22 protein-coding genes are annotated in these 19,407 nt (G+C 61.0%); 14 read left to right on the forward strand and 8 right to left on the reverse strand.

Annotation, left to right across the window (positions count from 1 at the left end; translation table 11 throughout):
* Positions 1 to 7: 7 nt before the first annotated feature.
* Both ACZ889_RS15200 and ACZ889_RS15205 read right to left on the reverse strand, forming a co-directional pair.
* Complete coding sequence (locus ACZ889_RS15200) at positions 8 to 1,042, reverse strand: methionine synthase (RefSeq protein ID WP_047602993.1); 1,035 nt, start codon at positions 1,040 to 1,042, stop codon at positions 8 to 10.
* A 26-nt stretch (positions 1,043 to 1,068) separates the two neighbouring features.
* Positions 1,069 to 2,052: a DUF1852 domain-containing protein gene (locus ACZ889_RS15205; RefSeq protein ID WP_004576492.1), complete on the reverse strand. Its 984-nt coding sequence runs from the start codon at positions 2,050 to 2,052 to the stop codon at positions 1,069 to 1,071.
* A gap of 231 nt (positions 2,053 to 2,283) precedes the next feature.
* Here ACZ889_RS15205 and ACZ889_RS15210 point away from each other — a divergent pair, with 231 nt between their 5' ends.
* Positions 2,284 to 2,784, forward strand: a complete 501-nt coding sequence (locus tag ACZ889_RS15210; protein ID WP_004576493.1) for a peroxiredoxin — start codon at positions 2,284 to 2,286, stop codon at positions 2,782 to 2,784.
* An 86-nt stretch (positions 2,785 to 2,870) separates the two neighbouring features.
* Positions 2,871 to 3,809, forward strand: coding sequence for a LysR family transcriptional regulator (locus ACZ889_RS15215; protein WP_004576494.1), 939 nt, complete (start codon positions 2,871 to 2,873; stop codon positions 3,807 to 3,809).
* On the opposite strand, the gene ACZ889_RS15220 is transcribed toward ACZ889_RS15215, so the two are convergent.
* A complete protein-coding gene (locus ACZ889_RS15220; RefSeq protein WP_047602991.1) occupies positions 3,786 to 4,916 on the reverse strand; it encodes a porin in 1,131 nt (376 codons plus the stop codon). The genes ACZ889_RS15215 and ACZ889_RS15220 overlap by 24 nt on opposite strands.
* 373 nt (positions 4,917 to 5,289) lie before the next feature.
* On the opposite strand from ACZ889_RS15220, the gene ACZ889_RS15225 reads away from it, so the two are divergent.
* Together ACZ889_RS15225 and ACZ889_RS15230 are read left to right on the forward strand one after the other, a co-directional pair.
* Positions 5,290 to 6,591 carry an MFS transporter gene (locus tag ACZ889_RS15225; protein ID WP_047602990.1) on the forward strand — a complete coding sequence of 434 codons (1,302 nt, stop codon included), beginning with the start codon at positions 5,290 to 5,292 and terminating at the stop codon, positions 6,589 to 6,591.
* Position 6,592: 1 nt separating this feature from the next.
* Positions 6,593 to 7,777: a M20 aminoacylase family protein gene (locus ACZ889_RS15230; protein WP_003254044.1), complete on the forward strand. Its 1,185-nt coding sequence runs from the start codon at positions 6,593 to 6,595 to the stop codon at positions 7,775 to 7,777.
* 171 nt (positions 7,778 to 7,948) lie between these two features.
* Here ACZ889_RS15230 and ACZ889_RS15235 read toward each other — a convergent pair whose 3' ends face one another.
* Complete coding sequence (locus ACZ889_RS15235) at positions 7,949 to 8,500, reverse strand: GNAT family N-acetyltransferase (protein WP_476257525.1); 552 nt, start codon at positions 8,498 to 8,500, stop codon at positions 7,949 to 7,951.
* Positions 8,501 to 8,602: 102 nt separating this feature from the next.
* Between ACZ889_RS15235 and ACZ889_RS15240 the strand changes: the two genes are divergently transcribed.
* The 10 genes from ACZ889_RS15240 to ACZ889_RS15285 all read left to right on the forward strand — a co-directional run bounded on the left by ACZ889_RS15240 (position 8,603) and on the right by ACZ889_RS15285 (position 16,442).
* Positions 8,603 to 8,938, forward strand: coding sequence for a hypothetical protein (locus ACZ889_RS15240; protein WP_230678084.1), 336 nt, complete (start codon positions 8,603 to 8,605; stop codon positions 8,936 to 8,938).
* 65 nt (positions 8,939 to 9,003) lie between these two features.
* Entirely contained in the window at positions 9,004 to 9,246 is a 243-nt protein-coding gene (locus ACZ889_RS15245) for a hypothetical protein (protein WP_003254042.1), read from the forward strand.
* Entirely contained in the window at positions 9,243 to 10,040 is a 798-nt protein-coding gene (xth, locus tag ACZ889_RS15250; RefSeq protein WP_180688263.1) for an exodeoxyribonuclease III, read from the forward strand. Before ACZ889_RS15245 ends, xth begins: the two co-directional genes overlap by 4 nt.
* Positions 10,041 to 10,156: 116 nt before the next feature.
* Positions 10,157 to 10,837, forward strand: a complete 681-nt coding sequence (locus ACZ889_RS15255) for a thermostable hemolysin (RefSeq protein WP_180688262.1) — start codon at positions 10,157 to 10,159, stop codon at positions 10,835 to 10,837.
* Complete coding sequence (locus tag ACZ889_RS15260; RefSeq protein ID WP_180688261.1) at positions 10,827 to 12,296, forward strand: AMP-binding protein; 1,470 nt, start codon at positions 10,827 to 10,829, stop codon at positions 12,294 to 12,296. The genes ACZ889_RS15255 and ACZ889_RS15260 overlap by 11 nt, the downstream gene beginning before the upstream one ends.
* An 8-nt stretch (positions 12,297 to 12,304) precedes the next feature.
* Positions 12,305 to 12,985 (forward strand): TenA family transcriptional regulator, encoded by a 681-nt coding sequence (locus tag ACZ889_RS15265; RefSeq protein WP_003254035.1) that lies wholly within the window; start codon positions 12,305 to 12,307, stop codon positions 12,983 to 12,985.
* The gene (locus ACZ889_RS15270) at positions 12,972 to 13,778 is read left to right on the forward strand and encodes an SDR family oxidoreductase (protein WP_129932158.1); all 807 of its coding nucleotides are present in this window, start codon (positions 12,972 to 12,974) and stop codon (positions 13,776 to 13,778) included. Before ACZ889_RS15265 ends, ACZ889_RS15270 begins: the two co-directional genes overlap by 14 nt.
* Complete coding sequence (locus tag ACZ889_RS15275) at positions 13,775 to 14,416, forward strand: hypothetical protein (RefSeq protein ID WP_012052741.1); 642 nt, start codon at positions 13,775 to 13,777, stop codon at positions 14,414 to 14,416. Before ACZ889_RS15270 ends, ACZ889_RS15275 begins: the two co-directional genes overlap by 4 nt.
* A 2-nt stretch (positions 14,417 to 14,418) precedes the next feature.
* Entirely contained in the window at positions 14,419 to 15,081 is a 663-nt protein-coding gene (locus ACZ889_RS15280) for a response regulator (RefSeq protein ID WP_180688259.1), read from the forward strand.
* Positions 15,078 to 16,442 (forward strand): sensor histidine kinase, encoded by a 1,365-nt coding sequence (locus ACZ889_RS15285; RefSeq protein ID WP_476257526.1) that lies wholly within the window; start codon positions 15,078 to 15,080, stop codon positions 16,440 to 16,442. Before ACZ889_RS15280 ends, ACZ889_RS15285 begins: the two co-directional genes overlap by 4 nt.
* Positions 16,443 to 16,454: 12 nt before the next feature.
* Here ACZ889_RS15285 and arsH read toward each other — a convergent pair whose 3' ends face one another.
* From arsH to ACZ889_RS15305, 4 genes are read right to left on the reverse strand one after another with little or no spacing between them, the layout of a single operon-like run.
* Complete coding sequence (arsH, locus tag ACZ889_RS15290) at positions 16,455 to 17,156, reverse strand: arsenical resistance protein ArsH (RefSeq protein WP_180688257.1); 702 nt, start codon at positions 17,154 to 17,156, stop codon at positions 16,455 to 16,457.
* 13 nt (positions 17,157 to 17,169) lie between these two features.
* Complete coding sequence (locus ACZ889_RS15295) at positions 17,170 to 17,640, reverse strand: arsenate reductase ArsC (RefSeq protein ID WP_180688256.1); 471 nt, start codon at positions 17,638 to 17,640, stop codon at positions 17,170 to 17,172.
* A gap of 28 nt (positions 17,641 to 17,668) precedes the next feature.
* Positions 17,669 to 18,952 (reverse strand): arsenic transporter, encoded by a 1,284-nt coding sequence (locus ACZ889_RS15300; RefSeq protein ID WP_180688255.1) that lies wholly within the window; start codon positions 18,950 to 18,952, stop codon positions 17,669 to 17,671.
* A gap of 21 nt (positions 18,953 to 18,973) precedes the next feature.
* On the reverse strand, positions 18,974 to 19,321 hold the full coding sequence (locus ACZ889_RS15305) for a metalloregulator ArsR/SmtB family transcription factor (protein ID WP_102885894.1): 348 nt from the start codon (positions 19,319 to 19,321) through the stop codon (positions 18,974 to 18,976).
* Positions 19,322 to 19,407: the final 86 nt, after the last annotated feature.

Raw genomic sequence — 19,407 nt, forward strand, 5'->3', positions numbered from 1 at the left:
ATTCATTTCAGCGTGCGTTAGCGAGTTCCTGACGGACGATGGCTGCGCCTGCACTCAACGCCTTGAGCTTGCCGCTGGCTACCTGGCGAGGCAGGGGTGCCATGCCGCAATTGGTGCAAGGGTAGAGCTTGTCGGCATCGACGAATTGCAGTGCCTTGCGCAGGGTGGCGGCGACCTGTTCGGGTGTTTCAATGACATGGGTGGCCACATCGATGGCGCCGACCATGACTTTCTTGCCGCGAATCAGCTCGAGCAGGTCCATCGGAACATGCGAGTTATGGCATTCCAGCGAAATGATATCGATGCTGGACTGCTGCAGTTTGGGGAAGGCCTGTTCGTATTGCCGCCATTCTGAACCGAGGGTCTTTTTCCAGTCGGTGTTGGCTTTGATGCCATAGCCATAGCATATATGGACGGCCGTTTCGCACTTGAGGCCCTCGATGGCCCTTTCCAGGGTAGCCACGCCCCAGTCATTCACATCGTCAAAGAAAACATTGAATGCCGGTTCATCGAACTGAATGATGTCCACGCCCGCGGCTTCCAGTTCTCTGGCTTCCTGGTTGAGAATCTTGGCGAACTCCCAGGCCAGTTTCTCGCGGCTTTTGTAGTGGTTGTCATACAGTGTGTCGATCATGGTCATGGGGCCGGGCAGCGCCCACTTTATCGGCTGTGTGGTGTGCTGGCGCAAGAACTTGGCATCTTCGACAAACACCGGCTTTTGTCGAGCGACAGCACCCATAACCGTCGGTACGCTTGCATCGTAGCGGTCACGGATTCTAACGGTTTTCCGTTGTTCGAAATCAACGCCGCTGAGGTGCTCGATAAACGTGGTGACAAAGTGCTGCCGGGTTTGCTCGCCGTCACTGACGATGTCGATACCGGCGTGTTGTTGTTCTTGCAAGGCCAGGCGCAAGGCATCCTGTTTGCCTTCGATCAGTTGCGCGTCTTGCAACTTCCACGGTGACCAAAGTGTTTCGGGTTGAGCAAGCCAGGCGGGTTTAGGCAGGCTGCCGGCCGTGGAGGTGGGTAGCAATGTGTTCATGAACTGTGACCTTGTGCTTTGAATGTTCAACGTGCGTATTGAGCGGACCATTGCGCCAGCGTGGCCTGGTAGGGTTTGACAAATTGCTCCTCGGCAAACTTGCCCTGCTCGATCGCCAGGCGGCTGCGCTCTTCCCGGTCGTAGACAATGCGCGTGAGCGAGTAATCCTGGTTTTGCAGGCTGGGCTGGTAGGCCTTGCCTGCGGGAGAATTGGCGTTGTAGATCTCGGGTCGGTAGATTTTTTGAAAGGTGTCCATGGTGCTGATGGTGCTGATCAGTTCAAGGTCGGTGTAGTCAGCCAGCAAGTCGCCGGCAAAATAAAACGCCAACGGGGCGACGCTGTTCGGCGGCATGAAATAGCGCACCTTCAAGCCCATTTTCTTGAAGTATTCATCCGTCAGCGAGTACTCATCCTGCTGGTACTCAACCCCTAGCACAGGGTGCTGATTTTCGGTGCGCAGGTAAGTCCTGCTGCTGGATACGCTCAGGCAGATAACCGGTGGTTTGCTGAAATGCTCCTGGTAGGTTTGCGAGTTGACGAAGCATTTGAACAGGTTGCCATGCAGCTCGCCGAAATGATCGGGTGTGCTGAAGGTCGACCGATGCTTGTTATGCTCCAGTAACAGCACGCTGAAGTCGTAATCGCGCACGTACGAAGAGAAGTTGTTGCCTACCATGCCTTCGAGGCGCGTATTGTTTTGGCGGTCGACAATATGGGTTTTCAATATTTCGATCAGCGGCAGTGCATGGCCGTGCTGCGCATTTTCAATATTCATTTCCACCGATATGATGTCCAGCTCTACGCGGTAGCGATCATGTTCGGGGTTGTCCCAGTGCGCCAGCGCATTGAAACGGTTATTGATCATCGTCAAGGTATTGCGCAGGTTTTGCTGGCGGTTTGCACCCCGGGCCAAATTGGCGAAGTTGGTCGTGATGCGAGTGTTTTCGGCGGGGTGATAATGTTCGTCGAACGCAATGCGCTTGACGGTGAATGTTGGCGCTTTATTCATGGTGACGGCTTCCAGATGCCTGAGTGTGAGCAACTCAGTGCTGGTCAGTTGCGTAGGCTGAGTCGTTCACACCGTAATCTTGATGTGTTTGATTGAGGCGTATCCTAGGCGGGGCGCTGCATGAATGATATTGAAGTTATTTCACAGGTTTTTTAGCCCTGCTCATGATGCGTTGCCTGGTCGACTGCGGCATCATGGCCGCCTGGCCCTCACCTCACCCAGGAGACAGCGATGATCAAAACCGGCGATCAACTGCCCGACGTTACCCTTTATCAATACAACAGCGACGCAGGCGCCTGCGCGATCGGCCCGATGGCCTTTTCCATTCGCGAGCGTTGCAAGCACAAGAAGGTGCTGATCTTCGCGTTGCCGGGCGCATTCACGCCGACGTGCTCTGAACGTCACGTTCCCGGTTATGTCGCGGCGGCCCCTGCGTTGTGTGCGGCTGGCATTGACGAAATCCTGTGCGTCTCGGTGAACGATGCCTTTGTCATGAACGCCTGGGGCAACAGCATGCAGGTCGGGGATGCGGTCAAGATGATCGGCGATGGCAATGGCGAATTCAGCGAGGCGCTGGGGCTGACCCAGGACCTTTCGGCACGCGGTTTGGGGCGGCGCTCGCAGCGGTATGCGATGTTGGTCGACGACCAGGTAGTCCAGTACATTGCGGTTGAAAGCCCCGGCAAGTTCGAGGTCAGTGATGCGGCCAGCCTGCTGGCTGTGTTGCGCTAGCCATACCTTTCAGGCCTTGCCGACAACGGCTGTCAGGGCTGCCAGAACACTTTTCGAACCGGCCGCTAACAACAAGGTATAAACGGTTGAAACTTCACCAACTCAGGGCGCTGGTCGCCATTCATAACGCAGGCAGCATCCTCGAAGCCTCCAAGCTCATGCACATTACTCAGCCCGCGCTGAGCCGTTCGATCAAGGAGCTGGAGCGGGAGGTGGGGTTTACCCTGTTGCAGCGGTCGCACAAAGGCATGGCCCTTACCGAGGAAGGCAAGCGTGTCATCCGCCATGCCAACCTCGTGGTAGAGAGCATACGCCGCCTGCAGATCGAAGCGGCGAGCATTCAGGATGCGGCGCTGGGCGCCGTGTCGATCGGGGTTACGTCGTTGACGGCGATGCTCGATGGCGTCGATGAAAGTATCCTGGCCTTTCGGCGCAAGTACCCGCGGGTGAAGATCACCATCACCGACCTGCGTCCCAGCCAGATCCTGCAGCGCTTGCGCGATGGCAGCCTGGACTTCGCCATTACTTCGCAGCAACCGCTGAGTCGGCTGAGCCTGGACTGGGAGGCGCTGGGCAGTATCAAGGGCAGGGTGATTTGCCACGCCTCGAATCGGCAGAAGTTCAGCCAGTCACTGCGCACCTTGCAATACGCCCCCTGGATCAGCCTGGACGAGTTGTCCGACCAGGCTTCGCAGTTTCACCAACTGTTCGAAGCCAACGGCCTTCGGGTGCCACAGAACACCGTTGAATGCACTTCAGTGATGATGGCGCTGAAGCTGTTGAAGAACACGGAATCGTTGATGACCATCAGCGAGCTGGCGGTGGACCAAGGGTCTACCTACGGTATCGATTGCGAGTTCGTAGCCATGGCGGTGCAGGAGTTGATTCCGGATTACCCCATCAACCTGGTCTGCATTGACCGCCACAGCCTCACGGCGCCTGCCCAGGAGCTGTTCCACAGCTTGCGCGGGCAGGTGCTCAAGCAGACCCGCCCCGTGGGGTCAGAAGTGGTAGTACATGCCTAGCGAGACGTTGCTTGGGTTATCGCCCGCCTGGTCCACCGGGGTCCCGGCGTAGGTGACCGACGAGGCGCGCTGGTTGGCGATCATGCCGAGGCGTCCATAGAGGGCCCAGCGGGGGTTGATGAAATGGTCATAGCCGATCATCACACCCCACGCGTCCTTGTCACGGGCGCTGACCTGGCGTTGCATCACCGCCAGGCGCAGCACGTCCAGCTCGCCCACTGGCGCCATCATGCCAAAGGTGTACAGCGTGGTGCTGGGCGTGCCGGCCTGGTCCACGTCCTGACGCTGCCAGGTGAGGCTGGTGGCCAGCGGGCCGAAATCGTAGAACGCCGACAGGCTCTTGAAATCGTTGGCGGTCTGGCGTGAAACGCCGCCGTCGTCCCATGGGTCGCTGTAGTAACGGTTGTAGGAGGCCAGCAACATCACCCGGCTGTTGCGGTACTGCAGCCGGGCGCCACCGCCACGTACGGTGCGCCCAGCGCTGGCGGCATCGTCGAAGCCGAAGCTCAGCGCGGTACCGAGGCTGAAGCCGCTGAAGGTCGGGCTGGTGTAGACCAGGGTGTGCTTGGGGCGCAGGTCAAGGTAGAAGGCGCCCTTGCCGGCGGCAGGCAGGGCCAGGTAGGTGTAGGGCGAGCCATAGGTGGCCAGGAACGGGTCGGCGTAGGTGGGCGTGGCCATGCCGTAGGTCTTGCCGAACTCGAGCTTGCCCAGGGTGCGCGAGCGCAGGGCGACTGTCGCCAGGCGCAGGGTACCGACGGTGTCCCAGGTGCCCTCCAGGGCCTCGCCATTGAGGTTGAAACCCTCCTCGACGTCAAGCTCCACCACGGTATCGGGGTCAAGCGCCTTGCGTGCGTACAGCCCGAGCTTGTTGGTCCAGGCGCCGCCACCGGCCAGCCTGAAACCCGAGTGGTGCTGTGAGTCGTGATAGCTGGCGAATGCATCCACGGTGCCGTACACCTTGAGCGTGTCATCGAAGCCGTAATCCAGCCCGTAATAACCAAAACCCGGCGCAATCCGCGCGAGCGTCGGAAAACCCTCTGCCTGTGCCTGCGCAGCAAGGCAAGCCCCTTGGATCATCAACAGCAACGATGTAATGCGAGTGTTCATTCACGACTCCAGGCCAGCACGGTGATGGGGTGGCTTTAGCGTCGGTGAACAGAACGTTGCAGCGTGATTGCTTATTCGGTCAGGTCATGCCGTTTGGTTAATCAGGGGCTGGCGCGGCGTGTGGATTGGCGAGCGCATCCGCGTTAGACAGGCTTCGTACCTGCGTCAACGCTGCGCTACGGCTGCTGATTTGTGGGCGTTATTGGGGCCGCGCGCGGAGCGAGGGCGGACTGTGCGCCAGCTCAGGGCAATTTGGCCAACGATCGCGCCAGCTAATTAATCATTGGTTATCCCTATGCCGAAACTGCAAGTGTATTGGGTGCCCGATTGGCTGATATTCGCTGCACGCCGCGATTTGCCAACGGAGACAACAATGATCAGACCGCTACCCACATCGCCGAGCCTGCAAAAAGGTGCGCATTCAGCCGCGCAGGTATCGTCCTCCCGTAAAACCTTGGTCGCCTGCTCGTTGGGCAATGCGCTGGAAATGTACGACTTCACGATCTACAGCTTCTTCGCTGTACTGATCGGCAAGCACTTCTTCCCCTCTGACTCGGCCATGGCGTCGTTGTTGATGTCGCTGGCCACCTTTGGCGTCGGTTTCCTGATGCGCCCGGTCGGGGCGATGGTCATCGGCCGCTATGCTGACCGGCATGGACGCAAGGCCGCTTTGAGCCTGACCATCGGGCTGATGACCCTGGGCACCGCAATGATTGCCTTTGCGCCCACGTATTCACAGATCGGGATTTTCGCCACCTTGCTGCTGGTGACCGGCCGGCTCATCCAGGGCATGTCGGCAGGCGGGGAGGTCGGTACCGCGTCGGTGTTCCTGATGGAATCCAGTGCAGTCGGCAATCGCTGCCAGAGCGTCAGCTGGCAGGCCGCCAGCCAAGGCTATGCCGCCTTGGTGGGGGCCGGCTTTGGCCTGGCCCTCAGCCAGTTGCTCGACCCTTCCGCGCTGGAAAGCTGGGGATGGCGCATACCGTTCATTTTTGGCCTGCTGATTGGGCCGGTCGGTTGGTACATACGCACGCGGTTGCCGGAAACCCATGAGGCCGCACCGGCGCAGAAGGCAGAGCAGGGGCTGGATGCCGAACTGCTCAAACGCATCGCCCAAGGCATCGGCCTGATGGCCAGCTCGACCATTGGCATGTACCTGTTCGTGTTCTACATGCCGACCTACCTGACCACCGCCTTGCATTATCCACCCGGCAGCGCGATGGCGATTGCCTGCATCAGTAGCGGTTGCATGGCCGTCATCTGCCCGTTGGCCGGCAAATTCGCCGACAAGTATCAGCTCAGAAAACGCCTGCTGGTGTGGACGGTCGCCGCGCCGGTGGTGTTGACCCTGCCCGTGTTCTATCTGCTTGGGCACGTGCAGCACATGGGCCTGGCCATGATGGGCGTGGCGATCCTGATCTTGCCGACCTGTATCGGTGCCGGTGCGTTCTTCGCGCTGATCATGGAGGGCTTCCCGAAGGCCAGGCGCTCGTTCGGCACCTCGGTCAGCTACAGCCTGGGTGTGACCCTGTTCGGTGGTTTTTCGCCGTTGGTGGCCACCTGGCTGATTGCAGCGCTGGGCACGGCGTTGGCGCCAGCTTACTTCTTGCTGGCCGGCGGCATCGTCAGCCTGGCCTGCCTCAGGTACTTCCCCGAAAACAAAGGATGCGAGTGATATGGGTATTTTGCAGAGCAATCAAACACGGGGTTCAGCTGCCGAGCTGGATGAGTTCGTCATGCTGCGCCGGCAGATCCACGCTGCGCCGGAAATTGGCGGCGACACCCCCGATACAGCGGCCCTGGTAGCCGACAAGCTGCAAGCTTTGGGCTATGAAGTGCATCGCAATGTAGGTGGGCATGGTGTGGTCGGCGTGCTGAAAGTGGGGGACAGCCCGCGCAGCATCGGTTTGCGTGCAGACATGGACGCACTGCCCATGGGCGAAAAGAATGCGTTTGCGCATGCCAGCAAGATCCCCGGCCGCATGCATGCCTGTGGCCATGACGGGCATACCGCGATCCTGCTGGCAGCCGCTGCGCAACTGGCGACTACACGCCAGTTCAACGGGACGTTGAACGTGATATTCCAGCCCGACGAGGAGGGCCTGGCAGGGGCCAAGGCGATGATCGACGACGGCCTGTTCGAGCGCTTTCCGTGCGACTCGGTGTACGCGCTGCATAACATGCCCGGCCTGCCGGTGGGCACGTGCGTGGTGCAGGCGGGGCCCACCATGGCGTCCTCCGAACGTGTCAGCATTCGGATTACCGGCAAAGGTGGGCATGGTGCGATGCCGGAACTGTCGGTAGACCCGGTGATGGCGTTGAACAGCCTGATCAGTGGCATCCAGACCATCAAGTCGCGCAATCTGAGCGTCGAGGACTACGCCGTGATCAGCATCGGCATGATCCAGGCCGGCACCGTCTACAACATCATCCCTGACGAGGCCTGCATGTTGCTGAGCGTGCGCACTGACACGGCCCAGACCCAGCAGAAGATCAACAGCCGCATTGACGCCCTGGCCAAGGGGCACGCAGAAAGCTATGGCGTGGAGATCGAGGTGCAATTCACCCAACTGGCGCCCGCCTTGTGCAACAGCGATCACGAAAGCGCGTTGCTGCGTGACAGCCTGAGGCCGTTGTTCGCCGACGGCGCGCTGCTGGACAAGATGCCGAAGAAGGTCATGGGCACCGAAGACTTTGCCTACATGTTGCAGGCGCGGCCTGGCTGTTACTTCATGCTAGGCAATGGCACGGGCGAGTTCCATGGGTGCTCGGTGCATAACCCCCACTACGATTTCAATGATGCGTTGGTGAAGATTGGCGCTGATTGTTGGGTGAAGTGGGTTCAGGACTATCTGCGTTGACCCCTTTGTCGGGGCTTGCCGGGGCTTCCACCGCTCCGGCAAGTGCCGCCTTTGCCGCGGAGAATGCCCGGCGGTGCATGGCACCGGCTTCGCCGGTGTTCGCGGGCAAGCCCGCGCCTGCAGGCTGGACTGCCTTTTGACCCTGCATCATCTGCGCAGGCCGAGGCAGGGTCAGGTTTGCCTCCTGTCGAGCCAGGCACTGCGTGTCATCTCCCATACCTCTACCTGCATCTGCCCAGCGACAAAATGCCCGTCTCGCGTTGCCACCCTGCGCATGCCCTCATACTCCGAAACCCTGCGTGAAGCATGGTTGGCAACCGCTTTGGGAACCTGCATGACCGGACGCGACAATGTCTCGAACCAGTATGCGTTGATGACCTGACATGCTTCGCGCATATAGCCTTGCCCCCACCACTGCGGTGCAAGCCAGAAGCCTCGGTTGTTTCCAGGCTGTTCATACAGGCTGATGCTGCCAATGGTGTTCTCGGTTGCATCGCGCAGCCGGATCATCCAGTGCCATTCGCGGCCCGCCACCATGGCCGGCAGGGCGATATCACGCACATAGATCAATGCGCCGTCTTCCGGGTAAGGCCACGGCACACGACGGTCCAGATAACGGACGATCTCCCACTGGGGGAACAGCTTCTGAATGGTTGCTGCATCTCCCAACTGAAGGGGTGTGAGAACAAGACGGTCTGTGAACAGCGTTGGAAGGCAATCCATGGCACTCGCTCCTGAGCTTGCGGATAATGCGTCTGAGACTTGTGAAACCTGGTATCCATGCGTCTGCGCCGAAATAGTCTACGCTCTTAGCCGAAGCGCGTCGTGACAGGCTTCATCCCGTTATCGTCGCTCTGGCGATTCACACCGACGGACCAGGCTCGGTCCAAAGAGGGTGCTGCAATGGCGACTATCGACACCGAGAACCTTGCAAAGGGGCTGCAGCAGGTTGAAGCCTGCTGGCAGGCGTATACCTCGTCACAGCGGCTTGTCGAAGGCCTCAAGGGCAGCGACCTGAGCAGTGCCATTGAAACCGCCAACCGCGATTTCACCAGGTTTCAGAACCAGTGCCAGCTGTTTTATGCCGAAGTGCGCAAGAGGGCAGCGGATGCGGACAAGCTGGAGAGCGACATGGCACGGTATCCCCATTACTTTCAGTGACGCCTGATTGAACGTCGCGCTGTGCCCGGGTTCTGACAAGCAAAGGGTACAGCGAGGACGCTTTCATGAGCATCGAACGCAACATTCCCGAGCTTGAAGCCTGGTACGCCCAGTACGACGACATCAGTTACCGGCGCGCGTCACCGGATGCCTACCACCATGAACTGCTTCGCACAGCCGAGGCCCTGCGCGACGACGGTGCCATCGACTGGGACGACTGGTTGGCGCTCAAGGCGCTGGCCGATGAGGCGCATATCCGCGCGCTGGAAGATGCCGTGCAGGCCCATGTGAGCGACCCGGACGCATGAAAGCGCTGAAGATTGCCACCTTCAACATCAATGGCATCCGCAGCCGTTTGCCGGCGCTGCTGGCCTGGCTGGAGCGGGAGCAGCCCGACATTGCCTGCCTGCAGGAGCTGAAGGCGGCCGATCAGCAGTTCCCTCGCGCGGAGCTGGAGGCAGCAGGCTATGGCAGCCTTCATCATGGGCAACCGTCATGGAACGGCGTGGCCATTCTGGTGCGGGGCAGCGATCCGCTCGAGGTTCGCCGCGGCTTGCCCGGCCTGGAAGAGGACAGCCAGAGCCGCTATCTGGAAGCTGCGGCACACGGGGTGTTGGTCGCTTGTCTCTACCTGCCGAACGGCAACCCGCAGCCCGGGCCCAAGTTCGATTACAAGCTGCACTGGTTCGAATGCCTGATCCAGCATGCGCGCAGCCTCTATGAAAGTGGCCACCCCACGCTGCTGGCAGGGGATTTCAATGTCGTGCCCACCGACATGGACATCTATAACCCGCGTTCCTGGCTGAAGGACGCACTGCTGCAGCCTGAGTCGCGAGCGTGTTACCAACGACTGCTTGATCAGGGCTGGCTCGATGCCATACGCCATCTGTACCCGGACGAGCGTGTCTACACCTTCTGGGACTATTTCCGTAACCACTGGGCCCGCAATGCCGGGTTGCGGATCGATCATCTGTTGCTCAACCCCGAGCTTGCGCCTTATCTGAAGCGGGCGGGTGTCGATGCGTGGGTGCGTAACCAGGCCAAGGCCAGCGACCATGCACCCGTCTGGATCGAGCTGGGCACGCGTCGTGCCCGGTCATAGTCAATTCAGCACATGAACGAGCACCGGGCTGAGGCGCTCCGACAGTAGCCGACTTCAGATTGCATTCAGATTCGGCCCCGATAATTCCCTCCGTCGCACCCAGGCGGGGAAATTTCATGACTCAGACTCATCAATGGCACAGTTTGCTTCCGTTACCCATCGGTAGCCATGCCGATCATCAGGCGCATCTTTCTCTTCACCTCAGCGGCGATCATGGGCGAGGCGAGCTGGAGCACTTCATACACGAGCGCTTTGCCTGCGTGCACCAGGCGGATGTGCAGCATTACCTGCCGGAACTGCTTGCCTTGCAGGGTAGCCACGGTCGCCTGATCGCGGCGGCGGGCATGCGACCGGCCAGCGAAGGGCCGCTCTTTCTTGAGCGGTATCTGGACGAGCCTCTGGAATCGGCCGTTTCACGGGTAACCGGTGTCTCGCCGGATCGCAACTGCATGGTAGAAGTAGGCAACCTGGCCTCACTCAGCGCCGGCAGCGCTCGAATAATGATCATTGCCGTGACGTGGTTGCTGGCCATGCGCGGTTTGGAGTGGGTCGCATTCACGGGCGCCGCGACACTGTTCAACAGTTTCCGGCGACTGGGGCTGGTGCCCACTGTGCTGGCCTCAGCGGATCCTGCGCGCTTGCAGGGCCAAGTGGACCAGTGGGGGACCTACTACGACCAGCGACCCCAGGTATTTGCCGGCAACATAAGCGTTGGCTTCGATGCCCTGAAGCAGGCGGGCATGTTCGAGCGGCTTGGGTTTCCCATGTTAGCCCTGGAGACCGGCCATGCGGCATGAACTGACAGCCTTTCAGGCACTGTTGCGCCAGCACGCCGTGGAGCATCCTGACGCCGTGGCCGTTCAGGGCGATGCGCAGCGTTACACCTACCGGCAACTGCTCGACGAAGTCGAATCCCGTGCGGGCTGCCTGCGTAGCCAACCACCGGGAACCTTCGCCGTGGTGCTGGATAACGGGCCCGAAGCGCTATTCTGGGATTTGGCGGCACTGTTCGCCGAACGCGCCAGTGTGACAGTGCCGCCGTTTTTCAGCGCGACCCAGTTCCAGCACTGCTTGCAGCAAAGCGGAGTCACGGCGGTCGTGTGCGAGGCGCAGTGGGCCGAACAGCTCATTGCGCTTGGCTTTGCCCGGCAGGCGCCAGCTGGCGTGTGGCAGCGTGACAGTTTTGTCGCCCCGGCGCTGCCTGAGGGTACTGCCAAGATCACTTACACCTCCGGTAGCACCGGCACGCCCAAAGGCGTGTGCCTGAGCGCTGAAACCCTGCTGCGTGTGGCGCATGAGCTGGAGGCCGCCAGCCGCCCAACCGCGCCGCAGCGATACCTGGCGGTACTGCCACTGGGCGTTTTGCTGGAAAACCTGGGCGTCTACGCCGCGCTCATGGCTGGCGCTTGTGTGCAGCTCTATCCGCAGCAGCAGTTGGGGATGGGAGGGGCAAGCCAGGTCGATTTCAAGCGCCTGCTGGGCGCAATCGCCCTCAGTGGTGCGCAGAGCCTGATCCTTGTGCCGCAACTGCTGATGGGGCTGGTGACAGCGATCGAACGCGGGCTGATGCGGGTCGGCCCTCTGCGTTTGGTGGCGGTAGGCGGCGCTCGGGTATCGCCAAGCCTGCTCGCGCGGGCCGAGGCGGTCGGTTTGCCGGTGTTCGAAGGTTACGGCTTGTCTGAGTGCGCCTCGGTAGTGGCGCTCAACCGCACAGGGGCTGTGCGCCCTGGGAGCGTCGGCAAGCCATTGCCGCATGTGCAGGTGCGCATCGCCGAGGATGGCGAAGTTTTGGTGGCCGGCTCGACATTGCTGGGCTATCTGGGAGAGCCGCCTGTAACCGGGCAGTGGTGGGCAACAGGCGATGTAGGGCACCTCGATGAGGAGGGCTACCTCTACCTGGATGGCCGCAAGAAGCATCAGTTCATCACCAGCTTCGGGCGCAACGTCAACCCGGAGTGGGTGGAAGCCGAGCTGAGCCAAAGTGGCGTGATCGCCCAGGCTTTCGTGCATGGCGAGGCCTTGCCACGCAACCTTGCCTTGCTCTGGCCGCTGGATCCCGGCATCAGCGACGAGGCCATCGAACAGGCCGTACAGCAATGCAACGCGCGATTGCCCGATTACGCCAGGGTGCACGCCTGGCGCCGCTTGCCAGTGCCTCTGAGCACGCTTGACGAAACCCTGACTGCCAATGGCCGCCCGCGACGTGAGGCGATCTTGCAGCGTTACCACACCCTATTGTCCGACATCTCGTTGTGAGGTTCACAATGTCCTTTTTCGACACCCTGCAAGTACAAACCGCCCAAGAGCGTCAGGCGCTGTTCGCCGTACCGGTGATCCGCGAAGCGCTGGCCGGCCAGGTCAGCCTGGACAGCTACGTCGCCTTCCTGACCCAGGCCTATTACCACGTGCGCCATACCGTGCCACTGATGATGGCCTGTGGGGCTCGATTGCCGCTGCGGCTGGAGTGGCTGCGCGGCGCGGTCTGCGAATACATTGAAGAGGAATACGGCCACGAGCAGTGGATCCTCAATGACATCAAAGCGTGCGGCGGTGACTGGGAGGCCGTGCGCGATGGCCAGCCGGTGCAATCCATCGAGCTGATGGTCGCCTACCTGTACGACCTGATCGCCCGTGGCAACCCAGTCGGGTTGTTCGGCATGGTCAACGTGCTCGAAGGCACCAGCATTGCCCTGGCCACCCAGGCGGCAGGCGTTATCCAGAACACATTGGCACTGCCTGACCAGGCGTTCAGCTACCTCAGCTCGCACGGTGCGCTCGACCAGGAGCACATGGTGACCTACAAACAGTTGATGGACCGCCTCGACGATGCCGGTGACCAGCAGGCCGTCCTCCACGCGGCCAAGGTCGTCTACCGCTTGTACACCGAGATGTTCCAGGGCTTGCCGCGTGCCGGGCAGCAAGAGGTGCACCATGCGTTTGGCTGAGTCCGTGGTAATCCTCACCGGCGCCAGTGGGGGCATAGGCCTGGAATTGGCTGAACAGCTCTGCGCTGCGGGTGCCCAGGTGTTGGCCGTCAGTCGGCATATGGGCAAGCTGGCTGGCCTGATGAATCGGTACCCTGATCGTCTGCGCTGGCAGGAAGCCGACCTGCGCAGCCCGTCGGGGCGCGAACACGTCATCGAGCGGGCACGCGAGATGGGGGCTGTGAATGTGCTGATCAACGCTGCTGGCGTGAATCGCTTCGCTCTGCTCGACCAGCTGGATGAGTATGCGCTGGATGAGCTATTGGACATCAACCTGAAGGCACCCTTGCAACTGACCCGGGCCTGCCTGCCGTTGCTGCGTGCTCAGCCCAAGGCGTTGGTGGTCAATGTCGGGTCGACCTATGGCTCGATCGGCTACCCCGGCTACGCCACCTACTGCGCCAGCAAGTTTGCGCTGCGTGGTTTTTCGGAAGCGCTGCGCCGCGAGTTGGCCGACACCACGGTGAACGTGCTGTATGCCGCCCCCCGGGCGACCCGCACAACGATGAACAGCAGCGCTGCGACTGCGCTCAATCAAGCGCTGAAAGTTGGCATGGACGACCCGGCGGACGTCGCCCGTGCTGTGCTCCAGGCGGTGCAATCCGAGCGCACCGAGCTTTACCTGGGGTGGCCGGAAAAGCTCTTCGTGCGGATCAACGGCATGTTGCCGGGCATGGTCGATCGCGCACTGCGCAAGCAACTGCCTGTCATTCGCCGTTATATCGGCAGCCATTCCAAGGAGTCGAACAAATGAAGCGTCTGTTCATCGCCAGCTTGCTGGCATTTGCACCCTTCACCTGGGCATTGGACCAGGCAGGCAGCCAGCGCCTGAGCGATCTGCAGCAGCGCTGGGCGCAGATTCAGTACCAAATGCCCAAGGATAAGCGTGCCGACGCCTTCGAAAAGCTGGCCGGCGAAGCAACAACGTTTGTTCGTCAGTATCCCGGCACACCTGAACCCTTGATCTGGGAGGGCATCATCAACAGCAGTTGGGCGGGGGCGACGGGTGGCCTCGGTGCACTGGGCAAGGTCAAGGCGGCGAAAGCCAGCCTGGAGCAGGCCATGAAGCTGGACCCCAACGCCCTGCAAGGTTCGGCCTACACCAGCCTGGGTACGCTGTATGATCAGGTGCCAGGCTGGCCTATCGGCTTCGGTGATGCCGAAATGGCCGACAAGATGCTGCGCAAAGCCTTGCAGATCAACCCCAACGGTATCGACAGCAACTATTTCTGGGCTGATCATCTGTATCGGCAAAAGCGCTACCCTGAAGCTACCGCCGCCCTGCAGAAAGCTTTGCAGGCACCGCCCCGGCCGGGGCGTGAGTTGGCTGACCAGGGCCGGCGTGCCGATATCGATGCTTTACTCAAGGCCATCAAGGACAAACAGGACTGAACATGCGGCTGTTGCTGGTTGAGGATGACATTGCACTGGGGGAAGGGATCTGCGATGGCTTGCGCCAGGAGGGGTACACCCTTGACTGGTTGCGGGACGGTGTCAGTGGCTTGCATGCGCTGCAACACGAGACCTTCGACCTGCTGATCCTGGATCTTGGATTGCCCCGAATGGATGGCCTCGAGCTACTCAGGCGGTTACGCGCCGGCGGCGACAGCTTGCCAGTGCTGATCCTCACTGCGCGGGATGCCCTCGATGATCGCATTGCCGGCCTGGATGCCGGCGCCGATGATTACCTGGTCAAGCCTTTCGACCTCAACGAGCTCAAGGCACGCTTGCGTGCCTTGCTGCGGCGCAGCGTCGGGCGCGCCAAGGTACTGATCGAGCATGCCGGGGTCAGCCTGGACCCGACCACCCAGCAAGTGCATTACAACGGCGTCGACGTTGTGCTCACCCCCAAAGAGTATGTGCTGTTGCATGAGTTGCTGGCACATCCCGGTAAGGTATTCACGCGTGAGCGCCTCACTCAACTGCTGTATGGCTGGGATGAAGAGCCGGAGAGCAACACGCTGGAGGTGAACATCTACCACCTGCGCAAGAAGCTGTTCAACGGCCTGATTCGCACGGTGCGTGGCATTGGCTATCTGGTCGAGGTCAAGGCATGACTTCGCTTCGCCAGCGCACGCTGTGGCGCGTGATGCTCTTGCTACTACTCGGCACCGGCTTGCTCGCGCTCTATAACTACCACGACAGCAGCCACGAAATTAACGAGGTGTATGACGCGCACCTGGCCCAGAACGCGCGTTTGCTGCAAGGCGTCATGAGCATGCCGGTACAAGAGGGCTCGCGTGAGGCGCTGTATCAGGCCTTCAACGATGCCTTGGGCAAAGCAGGGCGGCATCAGGTGGGCCACCCTTACGAAAGCAAGCTGGCGTTCCAGGTCTGGGGAGAAGGCATGGCGTTGCTGGTGCATACACCCAGTGCGCCACCCATCGACCCACCACCCACTGCTCCAGGGTTCTACGACTTTTCCAGTGGCGGTGAACAATGGCGCGGTTTCGTTTTGCCGGTGCCGGAAAAACACTGGCTCATCTGGGTGGGTGAGCGTGATGATGTGCGCTACGACCTGATCGACCGCATCGTTCGCCACACGCTGTTCCCGTTCCTGCTTGGCAGCCTGGCGTTGGCACTGCTGGTGTGGGCTGCGATCGGCTGGGGGCTGCGGCCACTGCAGAACATGGCCAATGTCATCCGCAGGCGCCATGCAGATTCGCTGGAGCCGCTGCAACTGGTACCGCTTCCCACTGAACTGGAGCCCATGCAGGCGGCCATCAATCGCTTGCTGGCGCAGATCGACGATCTGCTGCGACGTGAACATCGCTTCATTGCCGATGCTGCCCACGAAATGCGTACGCCTCTGGCCGTATTGCGCCTGCACGCGCAGAACGCGCTGGCCGCCAGCAATGATGCCGAGCGCCAGAAAGCCTTGGGCTTTCTTGTGGGCGGGGTCGATCGGCTGACACGGGTGGTCAACCAGTTGCTGACATTGGCCCGCGTCGAGCCAAGACTGGGGCAGCGAGCCAGCACCCGGATCGACCTGGCCGAGGTCGTCACCGAAACCCTGGCTGAACTGACCCCGTGGATACTGGACCGTGGCCTGGAACCCTCGCTGGACATCGACGAAGGGGACCACCACCTGCAGATCGACGCCGGCGCGCTGGGCATTGCGCTACAGAACCTGGTGTCCAACGCGGTAGAACACTCACCGCCTGGGGGGCGCATCGCCGTGTCACTGCGGCGTCTGGACAGCAGCGTCGAACTGGTCGTCGAGGATGAAGGGACGGGTATCGATGAGGAGAGCCTGTCCCGTGTATTCGAGCGCTTTTACAGCCGAAATAGCCCAAATGGTGCTGGCCTCGGGCTGTCCATCGTCGCGACCATCATCGACCGTATGGGGGGGCAGGTACGCCTTGAAAACAGAGCGGGTAGCGGGCTGGCCGCTACCTTGTCGTTTCCACTGTCTTGAATCACCTTTGCTTCAGATGGATCGCTGATTGACCCGCTCAGACAGCTGCTCGGCGCTTTCCTTGCGCTCCGAATAGCGATCGACCAGGAATGCCTGGCGGTCACGCAGCAGGACGGTGAACTTCACCAGCTCCTCCATGACATCAACCACGCGATCGTAGTACGGCGATGGTTTCATCCGCCCGGCGTCGTCGAACTCCAGATAAGCCTTGGGTACCGAAGACTGGTTCGGGATGGTGAACATCCGCATCCAGCGGCCCAGCACACGCAACTGGTTGACCACGTTGAACGACTGCGATCCGCCGCACACCTGCATCACGGCCAGGGTCTTGCCTTGGGTGGGGCGCAATGCCCCCAGCGCCAACGGAATCCAGTCGATCTGTGCCTTGAACACCGCAGACATCGCCCCATGGCGCTCCGGCGAGCACCACACCTGGCCTTCTGACCATTGCACCAGTTCTCGCAGCTCCTGCACCTTGGGATGCTCCACGGGGACATCGTCAGGCAGCGGCAGGCCCGACGGGTCGAAGGTGCGGGTTTCGGCACCGAAGTGCTCCAGCAGACGCGCGGCTTCTTCTACCAGCAAGCGACTGAAGGAGCGTTCTCGGGTAGACCCGTACAGCAGCAGGATGCGTGGTTTGTGTTCGCTGGTCGGGGTTGCCGAAGGCGGCAGGTCGAACAGCGTGAGGTCGAGGTTAGGCAGTTGCTCGGACATGTTTTCTTCCTGTTCAAAGCGAGCCGATGCGATCCAGCGCGTGCTTGAGCTGCTCGCGGTCGAGTTGATCGAACGGCAGTGCGAAGAAGGCCTGGCAGCGAGATTCGATGCGGGCCAGTGTGGCGCGGAACGCCGCATCGACCGAAGCTTCGTCACCCACGACATCGGAGGGGTCTTCCAGCCCCCAATGCGACTTCAGCGCAGGGCCGAAATACACCGGGCAGGCTTCGCCCGCGGCCTTGTCGCAGACGGTGATGACGATGTCGGGTGGGTTGCCCTCGAACGCATCGTTGCCTTTGCTGCTCAAGCCCTCGGTCGAGATATTGGCCTGCTGCAACGTGCTCAGGCTGCGTGGCAGCACCTGGCCCTTGGGAAAACTGCCAGCGCTGACTGCCTCGAAACCGGGCGGTGCCAGGTGGTTGAACAGTGCTTCGGAAAGGATGCTGCGGCAGCTGTTGGCCGTGCACATGAACAGGACTCGCATGGAGGGCTCCTCCGCTGGGGGGCGAACGTCAGAGGCTCAGGCGCAGTGCCAGAGCAGAAAGGGTGATCAGCAAAACCGGTACGGTGAGTAGCAGGCCGACCTTGAAGTAGTAACCCCAGGTGATGCGCATGCCTTTACGCGCCAGCACATGCAGCCAAAGCAGTGTGGCGAGGCTGCCAATCGGGGTGATCTTCGGGCCGAGGTCGCAGCCGATGACGTTGGCGTAGATCATCGCCTCACGTACCACGCCCTCTGCGCCGCTGGCCTGGATCGACAAGGCGCCGATCAGCACGCTGGGCATGTTGTTCATGACTGAAGACAGCAGCGCTGAGATCAACCCGGTGCCAATGGCCGCGCTCCACAGGCCCTGCTCGGCAAGCCTGTCCAGCAGATGGGTGAGCATGTCCGTGAGGCCGGCGTTCTTCAGGCCGTACACCACCAGATACATGCCTAGAGAAAATATCACCACCTGCCACGGCGCTTCCCGCAGTACGCGACGGGTTGAGATGCGGTGACCGCGAGCGGCCACGGCAAAAAGGATTGCGGCACAGACGGCGGCCACCGCACTGACCGGGATGCCCAGAGGTTCCAGTACGAACAGGCCTGCAAGCAACACCAGCAGCACCCACCAACCGACTTTGAAGGTGGCGTGGTCGTGAATTGCCTCGCTCGGCGCCTTCAGCGCATCGAGCGCGTACTGCCTGGGGATATCACGACGGAAGTACAGGAATAGCACCAGCAGGGTGGCCGCCACGCTGGCGATATTCACCGGCACCATCACCGATGCGTATTCGGCGAAGCCCAGGCCGAAGTAGTCGGCCGAGACGATGTTGACCAGGTTGGAGACCACCAGCGGCAGGCTTGCCGTGTCGGCAATAAAGCCTGCTGCCATGACAAAGGCCAGTGTCGCTGCAGGTGAGAAGCGCAGCGCGAGCAGCATCGACATGACGATGGGGGTGAGGATCAGCGCCGCACCGTCGTTGGCGAACAGCGCCGATACAGCGGCGCCGAGCAGTACGCAGAAGGCGAACAGGCGGTGGCCGCTGCCGTTTGCCCAGCGCGCCACATGCAATGCGGCCCATTCGAAGAAACCCGCCTCATCCAGCAGCAAGCTGATGATGATGACCGCGATGAACGTGGCGGTGGCGTTCCAGACTATGGCCCATACGGCAGGGATGTCATGCAGGGAAACTACGCCTGTAGCCAGGGCGATGATGGCGCCTAGCGCGGCGCTCCAGCCAACACCGAGCCCCTTGGGCTGCCAGATGACCAGTATGAGGGTGAAGACGAAGACAGCAATGGCGGGCAGCATGAAAATCTCGCTTGGTGATGATCAGCAGCAGACGGAATCACGCACGGGGCGACCGTCCATATTCTTCAGCCGAAGGGCATTGTCAGCCAGCCATTGCGAATTGGCGTGCAAGGTGACCTGAAGCATTTCGTGAACCCAGGAAGGCAGCTCCGGATTCAGGCGGTAATACACCCACTGGCCCTGACGGCGGTCCAGCAGCATGCCATTGCTGCGCAGTTGTGCCAGATGGCGACTGATCTTGGGCTGGCTGTCGTTGAGCGCGCACATCAGCTCGCAGACGCACAGTTCGCCCAGGCTGGCGATAAGCAGCGTGGCGCGAGCGCGGGTTTCGTCAGAGAGGCTCTTGAAGACATCGGGCGGTGTGATCATGGGGGTGGCCTGTACATGCGGAAAGCCGAATATACGTATTTCCATATGTTCGAGCAAGTATTCCTGGGCTTGTGCGCTTGCAGCTC

The organism is Pseudomonas sp. TE3895 (assembly GCF_056278855.1).